Source organism: Lysinibacillus sp. FSL W8-0992 (genome assembly GCF_038008685.1).
GTDB lineage: Bacteria > Bacillota > Bacilli > Bacillales_A > Planococcaceae > Lysinibacillus.
The window spans coordinates 3954744-3974518 of record NZ_JBBOZQ010000001.1 but is presented as its reverse complement, the minus strand read 5'-3'; the positions used below and the strand labels follow the sequence as shown (position 1 = coordinate 3974518).

Genomic DNA, 19775 nt, shown 5'->3' with positions numbered 1-19775 from the left:
ACGCATCATAGCGCTCTTTCAGTAAAAGAAAGAGCGTTTTAATTTTCTTTAGGCATCGATTTTTCCAATGCTAATTTTACAAAGTCGAGATATATTAGAAGCTCTTCTGGCAAAAATACATCATTTCGCTTCACGTATCCTACTTGAATTAGATGACTTTCTTCTAACGGAATCGAGATGACGTTTGGATTCATATAATTATTCACGATGCACCCTGTTCCAAGGTTATATCCATTCGTATTAGACAATAGGTTATTCATCGTGCCACGATCTGTTACATAGACTAGCTTTTCAATATTATTGACATGGAGTGTTTCTTCTGCAAAATGTAAAAGCATATCATCCTGCTGGTAGCTTAAATAAGGATAGTCTCGTAATTGTTCAAATGTAATCGTTTGAAAATGAGCTAAAGGATGTTCTTTGCGTAAAAAGACGTGCTGCTTCAATGAAGTCAGTGGAGTAAATAGTAAAGCTTTGGAAATGAAATGACGGTCAAAAAAGTGTTTATTTAATTCGCTTACAGATAAAATACCAATAATACTTCTGCTTGAATAGATGTCATCAATAACGTCTGTAGATTTACCTTCACGAACTGCCAGCTCATATTTTCGTTCTTTAAAATGCTCCATTAAATTCGCAACAGCTTCAATTGCAAAGCCATAATGTTGTGATGAAATAGAAAACTTCGTTAGGCCCATTTTCTTGTCTTTATCAAAATGATGTTTAACAGCCTCCGTTTGTTCCAGTAGCATTTTCGCATAAAACAATAATTCAGTTCCTTCCTTTGTAAAAACTACCCCTTTGTTCGTTCGATCTAAAATTGTAATCCCTAGCTCAGCTTCCAAATCACGCACTGATTTACTAATACTAGGTTGTGTTACGAAAAGTGCTGAAGCGGCTTTACTAATTGAATTATGTTTGGCAATCTCTACAAGATAACGAAATTGCTGAAATGTCATTTCCTCACCCACTCTTCTTTTTCTTGCTATAACTTTAGTCTATAGCAAGGGGATAAAAAGTTCAATTTTACCTTATGAATGAAGAGATTTAATATAAAAGGAGTATTACAAATAAAGCGAAAAAGAAAGGGAGAAAAAACATGATAAGAGAAGCAACGCCAAAGGACTTAATGGACATTTTAAACATTTATAATGATGCAATTCTCCATACGACTGCTGTATACACATATAAACCCCAAACTCTGGAAAATAGACAAAGTTGGTATGACCAAAAGATGCAGGAGGGAAATCCCATACTCGTATATGAGCTAGAAAAAAAAGTGGTAGGCTTTGCGACATTTGGTCCTTTTAGAGCGTGGCCAGCTTATAAATATTCGATTGAGCATTCTATTTATGTAGATAAAAACTATAGAAAAAATGGAATTGGAACGGCATTGCTTAAAGAATTAATAGCTATTGCAACAGAAAGAGAATACATGACATTAATTGCTGGAATTGATGCTCAAAATGAGAAAAGCATTGATATGCATAAAAACTTTGGCTTTGTCTATTCAGGTACTATTAAAAAAGCAGGTTTTAAATTTAATAGTTGGCTAGATTTAGATTTTTATCAATTAGAGTTGCAAGGTCCTAAAGAACCTGTAGAAGAATAAATCTGTTTGGAAGAAGGGGGAATAAAAGGTGAAGAAGTATTATGTTTTGTTGCTTTCAACTTGTTTATTATGGGCAGGAAGTTTTGTTGTTAGTAAAACGCTTGTTGAACATGCTTCACCTATCACCCTGACGACTTTGAGGTGGATGATCGCCGTCATTTGTCTTGTGCCTATTGTATGGTGGAAAGAAAAAAAGATTTTGCCTCCAAAAAATGCAATACTTCCTTTAGTTTTAATGGGGTTAACAGGTGTTGTTCTATTTAACCTTCTACAGTTTTTAGCATTAGAGCAGACAACTGCAACAAATGTTGGCTTAATATCAACTTTAAATATGATTTCCATCGCTGCTTGTTCAGCTATATTTTTGAAAGAGAAATTGAATATGCTACAAATTGTTGCAATGAGTGTTTCCTTTTGTGGTGTCATTCTTGTACTATCAAAAGGGAAAATAGACTACTTGTTATCATTGAAGTTTAATACAGGAGATTTGTGGATGCTTGCTGCAGTATGTATATGGGGAATTTATACAATTTGTAGTAAGTGGGCTATGGCCAAAACTTCGGCTTTAATGTCTACTTTATACTCAGCTATTTTTGGACTAATAATGCTTTTACCAATAAGCATACCTAGATTTACTGTTTCCCATATAGATACTTCTTTCATTTGTGGGCTTCTTTATACAGGCGTATTAGCAACAGTCGTATGTATGCTATTTTGGAATATGTGTGTTTACAATATAGGTTCAACAACATCTGGCGTTTTCCTAAATTTTAATCCAATATTTACTGCCATTTTAGCTTTTCTACTATTAGGTGAAAAAATGAGTTGGATACAAGGAATAGGGAGTGTCATAGCAATAGGGGGATGTTTTTTATTTTCATACTATACAAAAAAGAGTGATACGACAAAAGATATAGTCGCAAATCAAAGCGTTCAAAATTAATAAGAAACAAATGGTGAAGATGCAAACTATAGGTGCCTGAACATTACAAGGGCTCAAGGCATCATAGTTTATCGACCTTCCTCCCGCATCCATCCTTTCAACCTCTATAATGGAGATTTTGTGCTACATAATGGCTTGGCATTGAAATAAAATATGCCTATTTACTAAATGTACATCTACAATTACACGTTCTCCTTTTCCTGTATAAATCCATGGGAAGTCCTCTCTGCTTTAAATATCCACTGTTGAAGAGGTAGTTGATATTTTGGTAGTATCCAACCTAAAATTTTACCGATAAAATAGGCGGCAATAAGTGTACCGATTCCAATTGAGCCTAATGAATGAATGAAAATTACACAGATTCCACCAGCCACACAAATATTTATTAAATCGATAGAAATTTTTGCTCTACCAAATTTTATTTTAAATTTTTCACTAATTGCGTAAGTTAACGCATCGTACGGCATTAATGGAAGTTTGGCAGTTGTATAGCCCATTAAGCCGACTGCTATAACAAATAAGCTAATAATTAAAAATACAATTCGAGTAAAGATTGTTTCAGGTGTAGGGAAAAGTTGTACAACAGAGAGCGCTGCATCCATTAAGAACCCAAATAAAAACGAAATTATGAATTGACCTGCAAATTCAGTTAACGCCATTCGTTTACTTAATATTACTTGAATAATAATGTACAAAACATTTGCAAGTGCCATTGTCACACCAACCGATAAACCAGTCGTTAGTGTACTTGCATATGCTAAAGATGATACAGGCGATACGCCAAATCCTGCTTGAATCGACAGGCTAATACCAATCGACATAAAAAATAACCCGAGCACGTACAAAATGATACGCTTCAAGGTTTTAATCTGATGATTCATCATATCTCTCACTTCCTATTTAATATAAGCACTATATATAGAATTATAATGCCAAATTCAAGATATGAAAAATATATATATGATAAACTAATCATATTAAAAAACATATAACGGAGAGATGAAATGGATTTTCGACAACTATATTACTTCAAAGAAATTGTGAATCAAGGAAGTATTTCGAAAGCAGCAGAAGTGCTACATATCGCGCAACCCCCGCTTAGTCAGTTGTTAAAAAAGCTTGAAAATGATCTAGGCACAACATTAATTCATCGGTATCGTCAAAAATGGGAGCTGACAGAAACAGGTGAAATACTATATCAATATGCCAATCAAATGCTAATGCAAATGCAAGATGTAAAGCAGAGAATTCAAGAAATTGAACAAGGTATAGGAGGAACAGTAAGTATTGGTGTATCATCTTCATGTTCAAACATGCTTATTGACTATGTCAGTATGTTTAGAACACAATATCCGAATGTTAAGATGAATATAGTAACAGGGAATTCAGAAGAATTATTAAAAAGACTCGAGCAAAGAGAGATTGATGTTGCCTTACTTTTACGCTTGGGCAATAACGAACAGTATGAGATGAAAAAATTAAAAGAACATCCAACCGCTGTGATTATCCCTAAAAGTTGGGTAACATCTTTTTCAGCACAGCATGTGACGATTGAACAGATTGCCCAGTTTCCATTCATAATGCTAGGATCAATGGAAGGCCTCTCCTTTCATGAAGACCTCTTCAAAGTGTTTGATGAACATCAGGTTAAGCCAAATATCATTATTGAGTGTAAAGATTTGAGGATGGTTGAGGCACTTGTTAGTAGAGGATTAGGATTATCCGTTATTCCAAGAATGGATTACACATCACCATTTTTAGAACATACAACGCTTTTTGAATTGAAACAATTTGATTTTCATCTAGAGCCTGTATTAGTTAAATTAAAGGGCCAACAAGTTTCCAAATCGGCATCTCAATTTTGGGAAATGGTTGATTAATTAACTGCGTTTATAGCGCCCAGTTAACGGAGCAGCCGAGTACAATAATAATTGCTATGTACAAGAACCGAAGGAGTGCTGAATTTGGAAGAGTTTGAAGTTTTCCTCCCAAGAAATAAACATGATATCGATAAGGTTGAAGAAATTAAAAAACTGGATAGCAATATACTAGTGTCTTTATTGCCTGAGCTACTCGTATTTACGCAGGATATGAACTGGCCAGTTGCACCTGGTGTATTGGAAATTTTATTAACTTTCCCTAAAGAAATTGTCCCCCATGTGCATGCTGTTTTATCTTCAGATGATGATAACTGGAAGTGGTTTATTCTTCACTTTTTAGTTATTGAATTGCCATTAGAGTCAAGAGAGCAGTTTAAAGAATATTTAACGAGGGTGGCCGAAACCCCTACAGAAGTTGAGCTTGCAGAAGAACTTGATGAAATTGCAAAGGAAATTTTAGAGACACTCTGAAATAATGCTATAAAAATAAATCGACGACTCATATGAATGGGCTTCACTATCGCGGGCCAATTTTTTGTCTGTGAAGGATCAGGATTGTGGAAGAAGGATTTATCGTTTTTCAGGAGAACTTTTATATCTATTAGAAAATATTTCTAGATGAGGTGTTTGATTGAATAAGATAAAAACCGAAACAGAAAGATTAGTTATTCGATTAATAGAAGAGGAAGATTATTCTACTTGGCTTTCCCAATATGAACATCGTTTACCTTCTCAGCATAAATACGATGAAGGTAAAATAGATATGAGTATTTGTACGAAAGAATGGTTTCATGATTTAGTTACAGAACATTTTCAACTGGCTGTTGATGACAAAGTATATATATTTGGTGTGTTTAGAAAAGTCGATAATACTCATATTGGCTTTATAGACTTTTCGACAATTATGAGGAGAGAATTTCAATGGGCTAGATTCGGTTATACGATCCATAACCAATTTTGGAGACAAGGTTATGGTAAAGAGGCTGTAAAAGCAGCGATTGATTTAGCGTTTGAAAAATTAAATTATCATCGAATAGAAGCTCACATAAATATTGATAATATACCGTCTATAAAATTGGCAGAAAGTGTTGGAATGGTCTATGAATGTACAAGGAAAGGTTTCATCTACGAGAACGACAAATGGACTGATCACCTAGTCTACTTTATAAACGCAAATTAAAACCATTGAGTTGCATAAGCAGCTCTTTTTTTTATTAAACAAGTGATACCTTATTACTTCAAAAAATGTTGACATTGTCCACTAAATTCATTAATATTTGTTGACATAGTCCACAAATAAAGGAATGCGAATATGAACGTAAATGATAATATTATCGCTGATATACGGCAATTCAATCGGTTTTATACGAATTTACTTGGGTTATTAGATAAACATGTTTTGGATACCGGTTATTCTTTTACAGAGGCACGAGTAATTGTTGAGATTGGTTTGTTGGAACAGTGTATTTCAAACAATTTAGTTGAAAATCTAAATATTGATCGCAGTTACATGAGCAGAATCATTACTAAGCTTAGTAATGATGGACTAATTAGTAAAGAATCATCGATACTGGATAACAGAACAAAATTGATTCGATTGACACCTAAAGGGCTTGCTTTATTTGATCAACTCAATGAGAAATCTGATGAACAAATCGTGAAATTACTGCAAGGTTTGTCACCAATGGAGACTAAAGAAATACATGCCTCTATGTTAATGATTCAAAAGAAATTAAATATGTTGGAGGAAATATAAAATGATACGTTTTGAAAGTGATTATGCAGAAGGTGCTCATAAGCAAATACTGAGCCGACTAATCGAAACGAATGAAGAGCAGACACCTGGTTATGGTATGGATGAACATTGTGATAAAGCCAGATCTTACATTCGAAAAGCGTGTGGTGCAGATAATGCAGATGTGCACTTCTTAGTTGGAGGAACTCAAACGAATACTACAATTATCGCGTCCATTTTGCGTCCACATCAAGGTGCCGTTGCTGCTATTACAGGTCATATTGCTGTACATGAAACAGGCGCAATTGAAGCTACAGGTCATAAAGTACTTACTTTAACGAGTGATGATGGCAAAATTACAGCACAACAAGTAAAAGAATTATATGATGCGCATTGGAATGATGTCACGCATGAACATATGGTTCAGCCAGGCTTAGTTTACATATCTCATCCTAGCGAGAATGGGACGACTTACAGTAAATCCGAATTAGAGGAGTTAAGCAAAGTTTGCCGACAATGTAGTTTGCCATTGGTTATGGATGGAGCTCGATTAGGATATGGTCTTGTTTCAAAAGACAGTGATTTATCCTTAGCAGATATCGCTAGACTTTGTGATGTGTTTTATATCGGTGGAACGAAAGTAGGTGCAATGTTTGGGGAAGCAGTAGTCATAATAAATGATAATCTTAAAAAGGATTTTCGCTATTTTATCAAACAAAATGGAGGAATGCTCGCTAAGGGGAGACTGTTAGGAATCCAGTTTGAAACATTGTTTGAAGATGGCTTATACTATGAGATTTCTAATCATGCTGTGGAACTGGCGATGATGATCCGAGAGGCATTTGTTGAAGAAGGTTATTCATTAAGATATGATTCGAAAACAAATCAACAGTTTCCTATTTTACCGAATGATGTGTTAACTAAATTAGGTAAGAACTATTCATTTTCCTTTTGGGAACAGTTCGATGCTACGCAAAGTGTTGTAAGATTTTGTACTAGCTGGGCAACTAAAAAGGAAGATGTTGAAATGCTAATTGAGGATATTAGGAAATTAAAATATAGCTAAGTTATAGAGGAATCCATTTTAAAGACTTTTTGAAATGGATTTTTTTATTTACCAAATATTTTATGTCTTCTTACATAATAAATATTTTAAAATATTTGAACGAAATGAAGTATTTTACAGTCTAATGAAGGAAGGAGGCGAAAAGGATGGAATTTGAAATGACACAGCGTGCTATATGTGGGGATCATCAAGCGATACTTTCTCTTATTGAAATGGATGAAGATATTTTATATCGCATGGCTTTTACATATATGAAAAATGAGCAAGACGCTTTAGACGTAATGCAGGAGCTAGTTTATAAGGCACTTAAAAAAATGCATACCGTTCAACAGCACGAATATGCCAGAACATGGCTCGTGCGTGTCTTAATCAATTGTTGTAAAGATCATTTACGTAAACGCCAACAAACCGTTCAAATTGAAGAATATCACTTATTTGAATGGGCCATTTACTCAGATATTGAGAAATTGTTAGAACAATTAACCTTATCAGAGCAGCAACTCGTCTATATGAAATATTTTCAGCAACTAAAAAATAAAGAAATTGCCGAACTCAATCATATTCCTGAGGGTACTGTAAAGTCTAAGCTTCATCACATTCTAAAAAAACTTAGAACCTTCGCAAGAGAAAAGGAGGACTGGCTATGAGTAAACTACCGATTGACGTTCCAAAGGACAAACTTCATCAAATCCGAATCGATACATTTCGTAAAGTGAAGAGAGAAAAAAGAAAAAAGAAGCGCATCGTTTCGGTTGCAATCGTATTTTTGTGTTGTCTAAGTCTTTTATTTTCAATTCGTGTATCGCCAACAATTGCAAGCTATGTTGCAAAAATACCTGGTCTCGAGGCTATTGTATTAGCGGTAGGAAGAGATAAAGGGATAAAAGATATTGTGGATAATCATTACTATGAAGAAATCAATGTGACGCAAAATAAAGATGGCTTATCGCTTACATTGCAAGGGGTTATAGCAGATTATTCGGGATTTGTCCTTTACTATGATGCGGATGCGCCATTTGAATTATTTTTGGAGAAAGTGCAATTGTTCCAAGGAGAGGATGAAATTGAATGCGGTTGTTCTTTTACTCATAATGCAAGTAATCAAACAAACATCTCATCTTCAGTCGATTTTAGTTTTTTAGAGCCTATCGCCTATACTTCAAAGGATTTTAAAGCTGTTTTTCATTTTAATGATAAAGATAAAGGGAACATTGAAATAACAATACCGTTTTCACTACAAAATGAAATCGCACAGGAAAAAGTTTTTAATGCGAATCGTACTGTAGATGTCCAAGGTCAGAAACTTACGATTAAACAAATTCGCCGTAGTCCACTAAAATTGGCACTCGATATTGAAGTTGACGAGGAAAATACAATGCAAATAATAGCACTGGAAGATATTGCAGTCGTGACGGAAAGTGGTGAGCGTAGAGAAACAGATAGAAATCGCTCATCAATATACAGAAATAATTCCAATGGAAAATTCACGGTATATTTGCAAAGTAATTATTTCGATGATTCAGAGTCATTGAAGCTTATAATTGGTGCTGTACAAGCAGTGCCAAAGGGTGAGGATTTTATCGAAGTTGATTTTGCTACACAGAAAATAATTTCAAAACCAGATTATTTAGATTGGGATATATCTGTAGAGCAACAAAGCCTAAAAACTGCAGCAAAGAAATGGGATAATCGCGAGCGCCATATGTTCTTTGTGAGTGCTCTAAAAGCAGATGGCACGGTGTTAGAATTTGCAGGAGGCTCATACGCAGATGATGATGAGTACCTATACGCAACGGAGACCTTTAAAAAATACGATGGTAAAGCCAAAATATTAATAGACTATTACTTCAATCCTATCGGTCAAAATATTGAATTGAAGATTCCATTAAAATAAAATACAGATGTTCAAAAGGGAGGAGATCCTTTTTGAGCATCTTTTTGACTTCGGTTGATCTTTAGAAAGAGGGGATTCCCATCTCAAAGCGAATGATTAACATTAAGGAAAAGAAGGAGTTGGGTAAATGTTTCACCTAAAAGATGTTTTATCCGATCAGTTGTTAGCGAATGCAAACGATCCAAGCTGGTACGTCCCATTGACAGAGGCTGTTAAAAATCTAACAGAGGAAGAAGCTTTTTGGAAGGTAAGTGAGGAAAGTAATAGTATTGCTGAAATTGTACAGCATTTACTTTATTGGAATGAAACGTGGCAAACGAGATATAAAGAAAATAGTATACATGCAGTTCAGGCGGTAGGGAGTAATGACAGTACGTTTACCATTTCAGAAAATAAAACATTCGTTGAACTTCAGCAACAGCTATTAACAGTCCTTTTATATTGGCAAGAATTATTATCAGAACAACAGCTTGAAAGCGAAGTAAAAGGGTATTTTAATGCAAATTGGTGGCAAGTAGTGGGGAATGTGACAACGCATAATGCCTACCATATCGGTCAAATTGTTTATATACGGAAGATGCAAAAGAGCTGGCAGCGGTAAGTAAATCGCCGATAGAGCAGGAGAAACCGCCGATAGAAGTCCATGAAACACCGGTAAAGCAGGAGAAATCGCCGATAGAAGTTCATGAAACGCCGGTAAGGCAGGGGAAATCGCCGATAGAAGTTCATGAAACGCCGGTAAAGCAGGGGAAATCGCCGATAGAAGTCTGTGAATCGCCGGTAAGGCAGGAGAAATCGCCGATAGAAGTCCGTGAATCGCCGGTAAGGCAGGAGAAACCGCCGATAGAAGTTCATGAAATGCCGGTAAAGCAGGGGAAATGGCCGATAGAAGTTCATGAACCGCCGGTAAAGCAGGAGAAACCGCCGATAGAAGTTCATGAAACGCCGGTAAAGCAGGGGAAACCGCCGATAGAAGTCCGTGAATCGCCGGTAAGGCAGGAGAAACCGCCGATAGAAGTCCGTGAATCGCCTGAAAAGGAGAAACCGCAACTAAAAGCCAGTGAATCGCCAGTAGACCCGCTGTAACGGACATCAACAGCAATACAAAAAGTGTAAGATTGATTGCAGTCAATCTTACACTTTTTCTCTTTTGTCTCAGACTCTTATTTCGAATTATACTTCTTCATTAAAATAGATTTTATAAAATTTGCGATTCGTTTCCTCATCAAAGCCAACTTCAATTAGCTCATCCATTTGCTCAATATCACGTACGTTCACTTGAATTTCAATTGCGGAATCCAGTTTGATTTTACGTTTATAGCTTTTCTCAGCTTTTGCAATGGCACTTTCGGAAATCACAGTTTCGTAGGGCTTGACTGAATTCACAATAATATCTTTTTGCGTTGAATCTGCTGATTCAAATACAGTTTCAATATAGTCGTTTACTTGAAATTCTTCTTCACTGCGGAAATAATCGAGCGTTTTGTTTAAAAGGCCTAACTTTTCGGGATTGGTAAAACTCTCTTCTTTTAAAATATATTTTTTACATTCAGTTAATGCTAAGTTTGTTTTATGATAATGTTCATCAGCTACTTTAACTTTCAAAAAACGTTCTTGCCAGTAAACGACATCTTCTTTCTTTTTCGTTTTCATAAAGACAACTGGCGCTTCGTCTGCCCCCATATCTACAATGACGGCCATATTATTGATTTTCTTTACATTAATGCCGTCGATGCCATTGACAGTCACTTTATTTTGTTCATTTTTTACATCTAAAAACATTTCTTTTTCTTCAATTTTGACAATGGCAATAACTTTCTTTACTTCTGTCGACATAAAACAATTGTCAAATAGTCCAATAAATAACTCGCCGCTTTTAATATTTGGATGACCAGATGCACTATGTAAGTGCGTGGCAATATGTTTGGACTGTTCAAGGAAACTAGCTTCCTCATCAAAAATGGCTTTCACGTACGTATACACTTCATTTAATCCAATATTTGATTCATGAAAAAATTCATATTGCTGCTCAAAGTCTAGTTTGTTAAATGCTAATTGAGTAAACGCTGCTTCTAGCATGACCTCTGGTTGAGAGAATGCTTCCTCTCCAAGAACAAGGGTATCGCTTACATAATGTACAACATATTGTGCTAACTTACTTTCACTTACTTCTAACATAATTATCCACCTTTAATATAATTGTTTCGATAATTTACCTTAGCATACCCCGAGTAATAATGACATGGATTTTATATGTTGATAGACCAGGAGTTGGTGTGGTGTAGATAAAGATTCACTTGAGGTGATGGTGTTATTCTCTCGACGTATGAGTTAGAAAACGGTGAAATTTAGTGTGCATGTTCTTGATATATAGATTTATTTTGCGTAATATTCAGACAACTGTTTAAAGAAATGCTAGTGTTTTGTTATAATTTAAAAAAAGAAAATGAGGAAATAGGAAAGGAGGATGATGGATATTCGCAATAAAAAAATATGGTTATTGTTGATAGTAGTTGTGATTTGGCTAATATGGTTGTACACTAGACCACTAATTACTTTTAATGAGGCTGTACCAACATTGGATATTGCGAGCATCAATAATGTTTTGATTTCAGATATGAGAGAATCGTATTATATTGAACAAGAGGAGACAAAACGATTTACTTCAATACTAGATAGACTCTTGATGAAAAAGAAAATAATTCCTAATCGACCGGCTTTTAATGAGGATGCTTATATTTACTTTTATTCTGTAAATCCAGATCAATCCTATACAATAATTTTAGATTACGAAAGAAATATCATTGGAATTATTGAAAGGCCTAAAATGATGAAGCAATATATTCTGGAGGATAGTTCTGAATTTTTTTCGTTTGTTCAAAGTTATTTACATAATAATGAGGTAGTCGAATAAATTCGACTACCTCATTATTTTATACAGGGATTCGATTACCTTTTTCATCGTAAAAGGCGTGGATTTTTCCTACTCCTGTTACTCCTTTGAAAAGTTGCTGTTGAGTAGCCCAGTCACTCGCTTCTAAAAACCCTAACTCAATATCGAATGTTTCACTATATCGGTATGAATTAACTAAATCATTCTCCAAGCGTTGCACCGCATTATTACCTGCTTTAAGCCCTTGAATCATACCATTGCGGTGTGATTGAGATGGGCTTGAAGCGAGGAAACTAATAACACCTAAAGCAACCCCTATTGCGCTACTTTTACCGAAGACCGAATAAGCAATACCTGCAAGTGATGCAATATTTCCAATATTTGATTTAAGTTGATCTGCATTGGTTCTTCCTTCTAGGTAATCTATTGCTTCAATTTGCGCAAGTCGAATTGAGAGAATATCGCGATCTCCTTTTATTTTCTTTACTGCAATATATTCTTTCGTTACTGTTGGCACATTAACCTCTCCTTTATATTGCTATTGTGTTAGCTAACAATCTATAAAGGGGAACTAGTAGCCAAAATAACAACCATAGATGATATTTAGTTTTATAAAAACTAAGTAGTCGGAAAGGCTATTATTATATGTTCGGAAATACATTAATAATTCTTATAGAAGGTTGATAAAATACATGTTAAGTCCCCTTTATGAACAAAGGAGGTTTTAATATGGATCAATCTATATTAATGAATTTAATTAGTAATGTTGGTTTTCCGATAGTAGCGTTTCTAATGGTTTTTTGGAAATTTGATAAATCCCTAGCCTTATTGACAGAAGCAGTCAATAATAACACGCAAGCTGTGCAGTTATTATTGCAAAAAGCGCAGAGGGAGGGGGGCGAACATATAAATTGATGTTGTGCTTTAGCGGTAAAGGATCGAAAAAAATATCATAAATATATTTGAGGTGATAGCGGTGGATGGCAGATTTGAACAAGAAGTTATTGAACTGTTGACACCAAAAATTAAAGCTGTGTTAAGGCAAACTAATAAGCAAGATCAAAAGGATTTAGAGCAAGAACTAATCTTAAAAGTGTTATCAACGATAAAGAGAAAAGGATTTAAGCAACTCCCGTCCTTCTTTGAACTTATGGATAAAGAAAAAAATACGCAAACAAAAAAAGAGAATTGACGGAAATATAGAGAATTGTGAAACGATTTTTGTAGAAGGTGGAGAACAGCAAAACCCAATCGTCCATTATGTACAAACTTACAATTACAAGTATCAAACTCTCAAGTTAAGATGCCTAACTTCCATTTAGAGAGTGTTCCACATCCCAAAGCGAACAGATTTCCATAGTGAATCGTAAAATATAAGTTAGAAAAGGCTGTGCTACAGGTTTGAAAGATTTAGCATAGCCTTTATTTATATATTCTTTTATAGGAAATGTGATATTGAAGTAATGGATCAAATACAAATTAAAATAAAATATAAGTCATTAAAAGTAATTTATACATAATAATTTTTGTATTAAAATATAATAGAAGTCAAGTATAAGAGATTTTTTGCAGGAGGTAGTAGCGCAACGAAATACTATGTATTATATGGTTTAATATAGCTGTTTACACATATTGTCGTTCAAATCGTATAACTTTAGCCATTTTAAAATATTAAAAATGATTAAAGGTTGTGAATAAAGATGTTGAGAAACAAAATAATTGCAGCAGTCGTTACACTAGTAATTGGGATATTTATTATTCCGCTATTTATTGGCTCTTCTTACAGCATATCATATGGTATTTATAGTACTATATTTACTGGGCCTGCAATGCTTGTAGCCATATTGGTATCAATACTAATTGAACATTATAGTAAAATTATGAATATCTATGTCATGTATATTAAGCATTTACTTTGTGCTTTGACCTATTCTTTATTATTTAGTTTGGTAATGTCTGATAGTAAAGCTACTTTCAACGATAGCATTTATTTAACTATCTCAATAAGTAGTATATTTGTAACAATATTTGTGATTAGTGATTATTTGCTGAAAGTTTTTTATAAATGGCGATTAAATAATCTTTCAAAAAATGATTAAAATGAACATAGAAAAACAAACTCTAGGACAAAAAGACCGTTGAAACGGTCTTTTTTCTAGTTATTTTGCCAACTATCATAGGAACGTCCAACGTTCACAAATTCACTTTTTAAAAATGGCCAAAGTCCCCCGATTTCTTTAGGATTATCTGGAACAGCTGAATAAATTATTTCTGGTCCTTTCTTTAACGAATAAATGAAGCAGATAGAGGTATGTTTTGATTAAATAATCGAAACATACTTTTTTTATCAATAGAGTAAAAGGGTGAATTTACGAGAATTTTAAGTTAAATAGAGTGAAAATATATGAAATTTGATATAATTTAAAAAATAAAAATGAGGAGGAACTCTATGCGGAAACGTTCAATTTTCATAGTCATTTTTGTAGTTATAGTCAGTCTTGCTTTGATGGGATTGGATGTATATGAAAATAAAAAAAGAGAAGCTACTCTTAAGGCGGAAGCTGAAAAAATTTATACAGTATCGGATATAATGAAGGATGCAGATTTTAATGCTGATAAAATGAAGCTTGGTATTGGGATTATTGATGGGAATATAGAGGATTATGAAACGATTTTTATAGAGGAGGAAGAACAGCGGAAAAAAATCGTCCATAATTTTCAAAACTTACAATTACAAATATCGAACAATATATATATGTTAAGTGATGCAGATTATTGGTTTAAAATAAAATCAAATAAGGATTATTACATTTATATATTCAAAGACAAAAAAGAAATATGCTTTAGTAGCGATACGAGATATTTTAAAATACTGAACAGTGATGAATTTTTTAATACTTTAGAACAAGCTATTCAATAATAAACCCCTGTCTATTATAGACAGGGGCTTATTTGTGCTTACGATTAGAAGTGGTATCGAGTAGGGATTACTGAAACAGGAAGTGTCAAGGTAGTGGCCCCTGTCGTTGCGTTGAATAGTTCATAATAATTGATGTTAACAGTTATTAATCTAGCACCATTGGAGTCAGCATTGTTAAAAATATCGCTAAAGTTTTTAACGGCAGTATTTCCTTCTGTTGCTACCGTATTCCTTGTTGAATGCGGCATACCATCATAAATTAATGACAAACGAGTGGCAATAGTAGTAACAGAATAAATGCCAAACACCTTATTTAAATTTCCAGGATAAACATTTTTTAATTTATCTTGAATACTTGAATGATTTGCGGTAGAAAGTAAAAATTCTGCACCACTAAGAGTTGCATGCCTCAACTGAAGTAATTGCTCTTTTGTTAAATTTGTTGATGTAGTAGAACCTTTTCGATAATTATAAATCGCCATAATGAAATTCCTCCTTAAAATTTAATATAAAAGTGTTAAAGTTGGCCAATTTAACACTTTTTAAAGGGAAATTTAAAGCGATTTAACAACCACCTTTAGGAGTTTTTAATCTAAAAACCTACCATAGACTTGTAGTTTAATTCTTATCTTTAATATTCTGCTTTGCCAATTCATACTCTTCTTTAATTTTTCGTAACGCTTGATTTTTGATCTTATTGATAGCTTGTATCGAAACACCAAGCTCCATAGCCAATTCTCCTTCAGTCCAATCCTTCACAAAAAGGAAGTACAGAATCTCCTTTTGTTTTGCACTTAATCTAGAAACGATTTCGTACAGTTGTTTATCTTCAAAAATCATTTCTAATTTACAAGATTCAACAGGAGTGTAGAATTCAAAATTATGAAGGTTTTGTTCATCTGGAATTAAATCAAGCAATTTGCTCCCTCCATCGATGCTTTTATCTAATATCAATTGATTAAGTTTACTGTTATGGCGAATTTTTTTATCAAATTTTTGAGATTCAAAAGTTAAAGTTTGTGAAAAATAACTAAGCAGTTGAATCTTTCGACCATGAATTTGAAACAATTTTTCAATCAATTCTTTTTTGCGAGCAGTAGGCTTTTCTAAATAACTTTGATACAGCTCTTTTATTTCTGGGTTTTTCAAGAAGTTTTTAAGTAACTGATTTTGAATCAAAAAAATCCCTCCTTTGCGCTAGCGAATACATTCAAAATAATTTTTTATTTATATAAAGGACTTTTCTTGAAACAAAATCAACTATACATTTGATTAAAATTGTTAGGGGATTTTCGGTTAATTTAGTGGAGAATTGGTTTTTTTTTAAGAGGTATTTGAAGGAAATGAATATTTTTATAATGGAAATATCCTTTGTAAAAGATGGTTTCTTAGTAAATTTTTTTAATAATTACTCTCTATTTTTAATTGAAAATACTTAAAGATTCTGATAAATTATAAAAAAATAAAAGGAGGGAGTTGAAATAGATAAGTATCGTATCGTTTGAAAGGGAAGGCAATAACATATTTCAAAGATATTTTATTTGGAAGCCTTTGGGGGGAACTTTAGAAGTTTACTAATTAAAACAAGTAAATTAAAAAGGTGTGATATCGATGAAAAGCAAATCTAAAAAAACAATACTATTTTCGATGCTTCCTGTGACTTTTGCTGTATCGTACTATCTTATTGGACAACCAAAACCGAAACCCGAGGTTACAAGTGAATTGACTGAGATATTGCCAAATGGTGAAATGAAGGTATCAATTATGGAAAAAGTCGATGAAGAAACAATGAAGTGGTTTGACGAAAAAAAAGCAAATATACAATCACTCATAGCCGAACAAACAGGTTTAAAAGGTGAAGATGTGCTAGTTTCGGCAACCTCTGAATCAAATATAGGCGATACAAAGAATCAAGAAATAACATGTTCAGTTGTGCTACGCACGGAGTCAACATTTGATGACCAAATTATTCAAAACGTAGTAGATGGGATTATCAATGTTTTCAAACAAGATTCTGTTGGTGCAACTATTAATAAAGAAAATATTGTAATTACGAATAACAATAATGATGTCATTCACTGAAAATATAGTTTTTAAGATAATGTTATAAAACGAGTAAATTTTAGGAATAAAGAGGGGCTAGTTGATAGCATTTAACCATGCTTCATTGGGAATTTTAGTGCTAACATCTCTTTTTTACCTGTTTTATAGTTCGGTATGTTGTTGAACTAGATTTGTTGATAAAAACAAGAGTGATAATGATATATCACTCTTGTTTTTAAATTTATTAATAGATTAAGTTATAAGCTTTTTCAAAAAAACTATCAAATCTTCGTAAATCATCATTAATACCTATATCAGCGTATTCTGTGTGACTAGCAACTACTCTTGAAATAGCTATAGCAATTTTTCCAGTAAGCGTAGCACCGAGAATTACTCGAACAACTTTATTATTTATCACTCTATCCAATACTTCTGGAGTAGCATGAATCCAAATTTCCCAAGCCATTGCCTCAGCTGAAACTGGAAAGCGTTCTCGGAATGTATTTAAATAAATTTTACGAGCTTCTACCGCAAGATTATAACATTCTCTTAATGAACTAGCACATTGTACGGCTGTATTACCATGAATTAAAGAAATTGCGATTGCTCGTTGGTATTTCACGTTAATTCGAGCATTTTGAATAGAACCTACAGCCACATTTTCATAGATGTAATAACCATTTGCTTTGTAATCAAAATTTCCATTATCTTCAGGGAATAATGCCATATTTACCTCTCCTTTTTAATAATTTTGAAAGCAGTTTTTTCCTAGGAATTTAATTGATGCTTTCAATACTAAAAGGGACATTTTTGACAAATAATCAACCTTAAATATTAATTTTATTCCGAGAAAGATAGAGTCTATAAACCACATAAATTATGGAATTTAACAACAACAAGATAATCATCTGTATTGTTATTGTAATGACAACAAATAACACATCTGCAAATAATACAATTTCGCCTGGTGGCAATTCTTGAGCAGGAGTTGATAGAACTGCAATAAACGTAATAATAATCGAACTAAAGAACGCAGCGTAGGCAAAAAGTGCGTGTTGATAAAACTGTAGTTTAAATTTGCTAAACCAAAAAATTATATTAATCAACACTAAGGTAAATGGGAAAAGTAAAAATTGATAAATCATCATATTTATTGAGTCTTCTAGGACTGTCCAATAAAGAATTTGGGCTAAAGATATAATGATAATATTTGTAGACGCTACAATGAATGAACTATTGCTTTTATGCATTACTCCACCCCCATAACTACTTTTTTATCTATTTTATATACATATATCTTTGTTTGTAAATTGAAAAGAAACGAGGCAAATCTGTTTTGTTTTTCTTATAAAATAGTAAATAAGAAGGAAATCCTGGAGGGAATTAAAGGAATTATTTTCCTCTGAAGGCCTTGGATTAGGTGTATTTTGCTCTTCTGAAAAATTATTAAAAGTTATTGACGAAAAAAAGAGAATAGACTACTATATCGTTAAATGAAAATGATTCTCATTCGAATGATGGAGAATGTGAGGTTATAAAGTAAAAGGTAGGCGTAACATCATGACAGGTAAAAATAGTAGTTTAATGGAAAGTACTTTTACACCACTTTCTTTAGCAATGCTTCAACTCTATTTATTATCAATGTTATTTTTCACAGCATCTTCAATTTTAACAATTATTTTTCCGCTGCAGGCTGAGAAAAGTGGTATTTCTGAAGGTGAAATAGGCTTTATAATGGGCATCACCATGTTTATATGTATGATCTTAAGACCGTGGGCTGGCCAGATGATTGCGAAGTATAGTGTGAAAAAAATGATGAAATGGCTTTTAGTAGGGCATGCTGTCACACTTACGCTTTATATATTATTTGGTATTCATAGCCTTTACGTTGTGCGAGTGTTGCAGGGAATCGTACTCGCCTTTTTTTCAATGTCGATGCAACTAGGCATAAGTGACTTGTTAAGAAATAAAGATCGTGGACAAGGCATGTCAATGTATACTCTTTCAACAGTTATGCCTTCTCTCTATGGTCCTATATTGGCTATAAATCTTTGGCAACAATTAGATGAAAAATACTTAATTGGTTGTATTATCGTATTGGCAATTTTGCCGTTACTTTTATTTATTCGTGCTCCTTTACCACAAGATCAAAAGACAGTTCTTGCTTTTTCATTTCGAGAATTGCTTGGTGCAGTCAAAAAAACGACCAGTAGTAAAGGACTCGTTATTGCAGCTATTACAATGATATTAGGTTCTACAATAATTGGTGCAATATCGACGTTTTTACCTCTATATATGTTAAAGTTCAATCTTGGGAATATAGCAGTATATTTATTTATCCAAGCGCTTGTTGTAGTAGGAAGTCGTTTTATTTTGCGAAAACGAATCCCCTCTGACGGACATTGGCATCCGAGTTTCATTATACTTGTACTTTTGTCATCCACCATTGGAACAACAATGCTAGCCTTCGGGGAACATCTTGGCTACTTCATTTATCTCTCTGCTATGTTTAATGGTTTAGCATCTGCCATGTTATATCCTACAATTGTGACCTACATATCGTTTGCCATTCCAGAAAAGAAAAAACATATTTTACTAGGGGTCTATCTTGCAACTTATGATTTAGGATTTTCATTTGGGAGTTTTGTGATGGGTATTGTTGTACAGCTGACATCGTATGCCATAATGTTTATTGTATGCTCCATTGTGGCTCTTATAGCTATTGGATTAGTACTGTTAAAACGTAATATTCGCTAATTAATAATTATCCCTCTGTTCAAATAATTTTC

General features: G+C 33.5%; 25 protein-coding genes. 17 read left to right on the top strand and 8 right to left on the bottom strand.

The features are described 5' to 3' along the window. Positions 1–38: 38 nt before the first annotated feature. Complete coding sequence (locus tag NSQ74_RS19990; RefSeq protein ID WP_340825644.1) at positions 39–959, bottom strand: LysR family transcriptional regulator; 921 nt, start codon at positions 957–959, stop codon at positions 39–41. 140 nt (positions 960–1099) lie between these two features. On the opposite strand from NSQ74_RS19990, the gene NSQ74_RS19985 reads away from it, so the two are divergent. Next, a complete protein-coding gene (locus NSQ74_RS19985) occupies positions 1100–1612 on the top strand; it encodes a GNAT family N-acetyltransferase (protein WP_340825643.1) in 513 nt (170 codons plus the stop codon). A 28-nt stretch (positions 1613–1640) separates the two neighbouring features. Continuing rightward, the gene (locus NSQ74_RS19980; protein WP_340825642.1) at positions 1641–2555 is read left to right on the top strand and encodes a DMT family transporter; all 915 of its coding nucleotides are present in this window, start codon (positions 1641–1643) and stop codon (positions 2553–2555) included. A gap of 182 nt (positions 2556–2737) precedes the next feature. On the opposite strand, the gene NSQ74_RS19975 is transcribed toward NSQ74_RS19980, so the two are convergent. Then, complete coding sequence (locus tag NSQ74_RS19975; protein ID WP_340826513.1) at positions 2738–3436, bottom strand: YczE/YyaS/YitT family protein; 699 nt, start codon at positions 3434–3436, stop codon at positions 2738–2740. Between the two features lie 123 nt (positions 3437–3559). On the opposite strand from NSQ74_RS19975, the gene NSQ74_RS19970 reads away from it, so the two are divergent. From NSQ74_RS19970 to NSQ74_RS19930, 9 genes are all read left to right on the top strand, one after another. Then, on the top strand, positions 3560–4435 hold the full coding sequence (locus NSQ74_RS19970) for a LysR family transcriptional regulator (RefSeq protein ID WP_340825641.1): 876 nt from the start codon (positions 3560–3562) through the stop codon (positions 4433–4435). 84 nt (positions 4436–4519) lie between these two features. Continuing rightward, positions 4520–4906 (top strand): DUF5071 domain-containing protein, encoded by a 387-nt coding sequence (locus NSQ74_RS19965; protein ID WP_340825640.1) that lies wholly within the window; start codon positions 4520–4522, stop codon positions 4904–4906. Between the two features lie 160 nt (positions 4907–5066). Next, positions 5067–5615 carry a GNAT family N-acetyltransferase gene (locus NSQ74_RS19960; protein ID WP_340825639.1) on the top strand — a complete coding sequence of 183 codons (549 nt, stop codon included), beginning with the start codon at positions 5067–5069 and terminating at the stop codon, positions 5613–5615. Between the two features lie 132 nt (positions 5616–5747). Further along, positions 5748–6191, top strand: a complete 444-nt coding sequence (locus NSQ74_RS19955) for a MarR family winged helix-turn-helix transcriptional regulator (protein WP_340825638.1) — start codon at positions 5748–5750, stop codon at positions 6189–6191. Between the two features lies 1 nt (position 6192). Continuing rightward, entirely contained in the window at positions 6193–7236 is a 1044-nt protein-coding gene (locus tag NSQ74_RS19950; RefSeq protein WP_340825637.1) for a threonine aldolase family protein, read from the top strand. Positions 7237–7382: 146 nt separating this feature from the next. After that, positions 7383–7883, top strand: a complete 501-nt coding sequence (locus NSQ74_RS19945) for a sigma-70 family RNA polymerase sigma factor (RefSeq protein ID WP_340825636.1) — start codon at positions 7383–7385, stop codon at positions 7881–7883. Next, positions 7880–9130 (top strand): DUF4179 domain-containing protein, encoded by a 1251-nt coding sequence (locus NSQ74_RS19940; RefSeq protein WP_340825635.1) that lies wholly within the window; start codon positions 7880–7882, stop codon positions 9128–9130. The genes NSQ74_RS19945 and NSQ74_RS19940 overlap by 4 nt, the downstream gene beginning before the upstream one ends. 127 nt (positions 9131–9257) lie before the next feature. Then, positions 9258–9731, top strand: a complete 474-nt coding sequence (locus tag NSQ74_RS19935) for a DinB family protein (RefSeq protein ID WP_340825634.1) — start codon at positions 9258–9260, stop codon at positions 9729–9731. A 257-nt stretch (positions 9732–9988) separates the two neighbouring features. Next, positions 9989–10216 carry a hypothetical protein gene (locus NSQ74_RS19930; protein WP_340825633.1) on the top strand — a complete coding sequence of 76 codons (228 nt, stop codon included), beginning with the start codon at positions 9989–9991 and terminating at the stop codon, positions 10214–10216. 87 nt (positions 10217–10303) lie between these two features. On the opposite strand, the gene NSQ74_RS19925 is transcribed toward NSQ74_RS19930, so the two are convergent. Then, positions 10304–11308, bottom strand: coding sequence for a nucleoid-associated protein (locus NSQ74_RS19925; RefSeq protein ID WP_340825632.1), 1005 nt, complete (start codon positions 11306–11308; stop codon positions 10304–10306). A gap of 289 nt (positions 11309–11597) precedes the next feature. Here NSQ74_RS19925 and NSQ74_RS19920 point away from each other — a divergent pair, with 289 nt between their 5' ends. After that, the gene (locus tag NSQ74_RS19920; protein ID WP_340825631.1) at positions 11598–12044 is read left to right on the top strand and encodes a hypothetical protein; all 447 of its coding nucleotides are present in this window, start codon (positions 11598–11600) and stop codon (positions 12042–12044) included. Positions 12045–12063: 19 nt separating this feature from the next. Here the strand turns inward: NSQ74_RS19920 and NSQ74_RS19915 are convergent, their stop codons facing one another. Then, positions 12064–12540 (bottom strand): hypothetical protein, encoded by a 477-nt coding sequence (locus NSQ74_RS19915; RefSeq protein ID WP_340825629.1) that lies wholly within the window; start codon positions 12538–12540, stop codon positions 12064–12066. 212 nt (positions 12541–12752) lie between these two features. On the opposite strand from NSQ74_RS19915, the gene NSQ74_RS19910 reads away from it, so the two are divergent. The 3 genes from NSQ74_RS19910 (at position 12753) to NSQ74_RS19900 (ending at position 14943) form a co-directional block, all read left to right on the top strand. Then, a complete protein-coding gene (locus NSQ74_RS19910; RefSeq protein ID WP_340825628.1) occupies positions 12753–12938 on the top strand; it encodes a hypothetical protein in 186 nt (61 codons plus the stop codon). A gap of 61 nt (positions 12939–12999) precedes the next feature. Continuing rightward, complete coding sequence (locus NSQ74_RS19905) at positions 13000–13215, top strand: hypothetical protein (RefSeq protein ID WP_340825627.1); 216 nt, start codon at positions 13000–13002, stop codon at positions 13213–13215. A gap of 1257 nt (positions 13216–14472) precedes the next feature. Beyond that, positions 14473–14943, top strand: coding sequence for a hypothetical protein (locus tag NSQ74_RS19900; protein WP_340825626.1), 471 nt, complete (start codon positions 14473–14475; stop codon positions 14941–14943). A 44-nt stretch (positions 14944–14987) separates the two neighbouring features. Here NSQ74_RS19900 and NSQ74_RS19895 read toward each other — a convergent pair whose 3' ends face one another. Continuing rightward, positions 14988–15425, bottom strand: a complete 438-nt coding sequence (locus NSQ74_RS19895) for a hypothetical protein (protein WP_340825625.1) — start codon at positions 15423–15425, stop codon at positions 14988–14990. A gap of 136 nt (positions 15426–15561) precedes the next feature. Next, on the bottom strand, positions 15562–16122 hold the full coding sequence (locus tag NSQ74_RS19890; protein WP_340825624.1) for a sigma factor-like helix-turn-helix DNA-binding protein: 561 nt from the start codon (positions 16120–16122) through the stop codon (positions 15562–15564). A gap of 432 nt (positions 16123–16554) precedes the next feature. Between NSQ74_RS19890 and NSQ74_RS19885 the strand changes: the two genes are divergently transcribed. Then, the gene (locus tag NSQ74_RS19885; RefSeq protein ID WP_340825623.1) at positions 16555–17025 is read left to right on the top strand and encodes a hypothetical protein; all 471 of its coding nucleotides are present in this window, start codon (positions 16555–16557) and stop codon (positions 17023–17025) included. Positions 17026–17230: 205 nt separating this feature from the next. Here NSQ74_RS19885 and NSQ74_RS19880 read toward each other — a convergent pair whose 3' ends face one another. Both NSQ74_RS19880 and NSQ74_RS19875 read right to left on the bottom strand, forming a co-directional pair. Continuing rightward, positions 17231–17713, bottom strand: a complete 483-nt coding sequence (locus NSQ74_RS19880) for a hypothetical protein (RefSeq protein ID WP_340825622.1) — start codon at positions 17711–17713, stop codon at positions 17231–17233. A gap of 100 nt (positions 17714–17813) precedes the next feature. After that, a complete protein-coding gene (locus NSQ74_RS19875) occupies positions 17814–18236 on the bottom strand; it encodes a hypothetical protein (RefSeq protein WP_340825620.1) in 423 nt (140 codons plus the stop codon). Between the two features lie 310 nt (positions 18237–18546). Here NSQ74_RS19875 and cntE point away from each other — a divergent pair, with 310 nt between their 5' ends. Continuing rightward, complete coding sequence (gene cntE, locus NSQ74_RS19870) at positions 18547–19743, top strand: staphylopine family metallophore export MFS transporter CntE (protein ID WP_340825619.1); 1197 nt, start codon at positions 18547–18549, stop codon at positions 19741–19743. Positions 19744–19775: the final 32 nt, after the last annotated feature.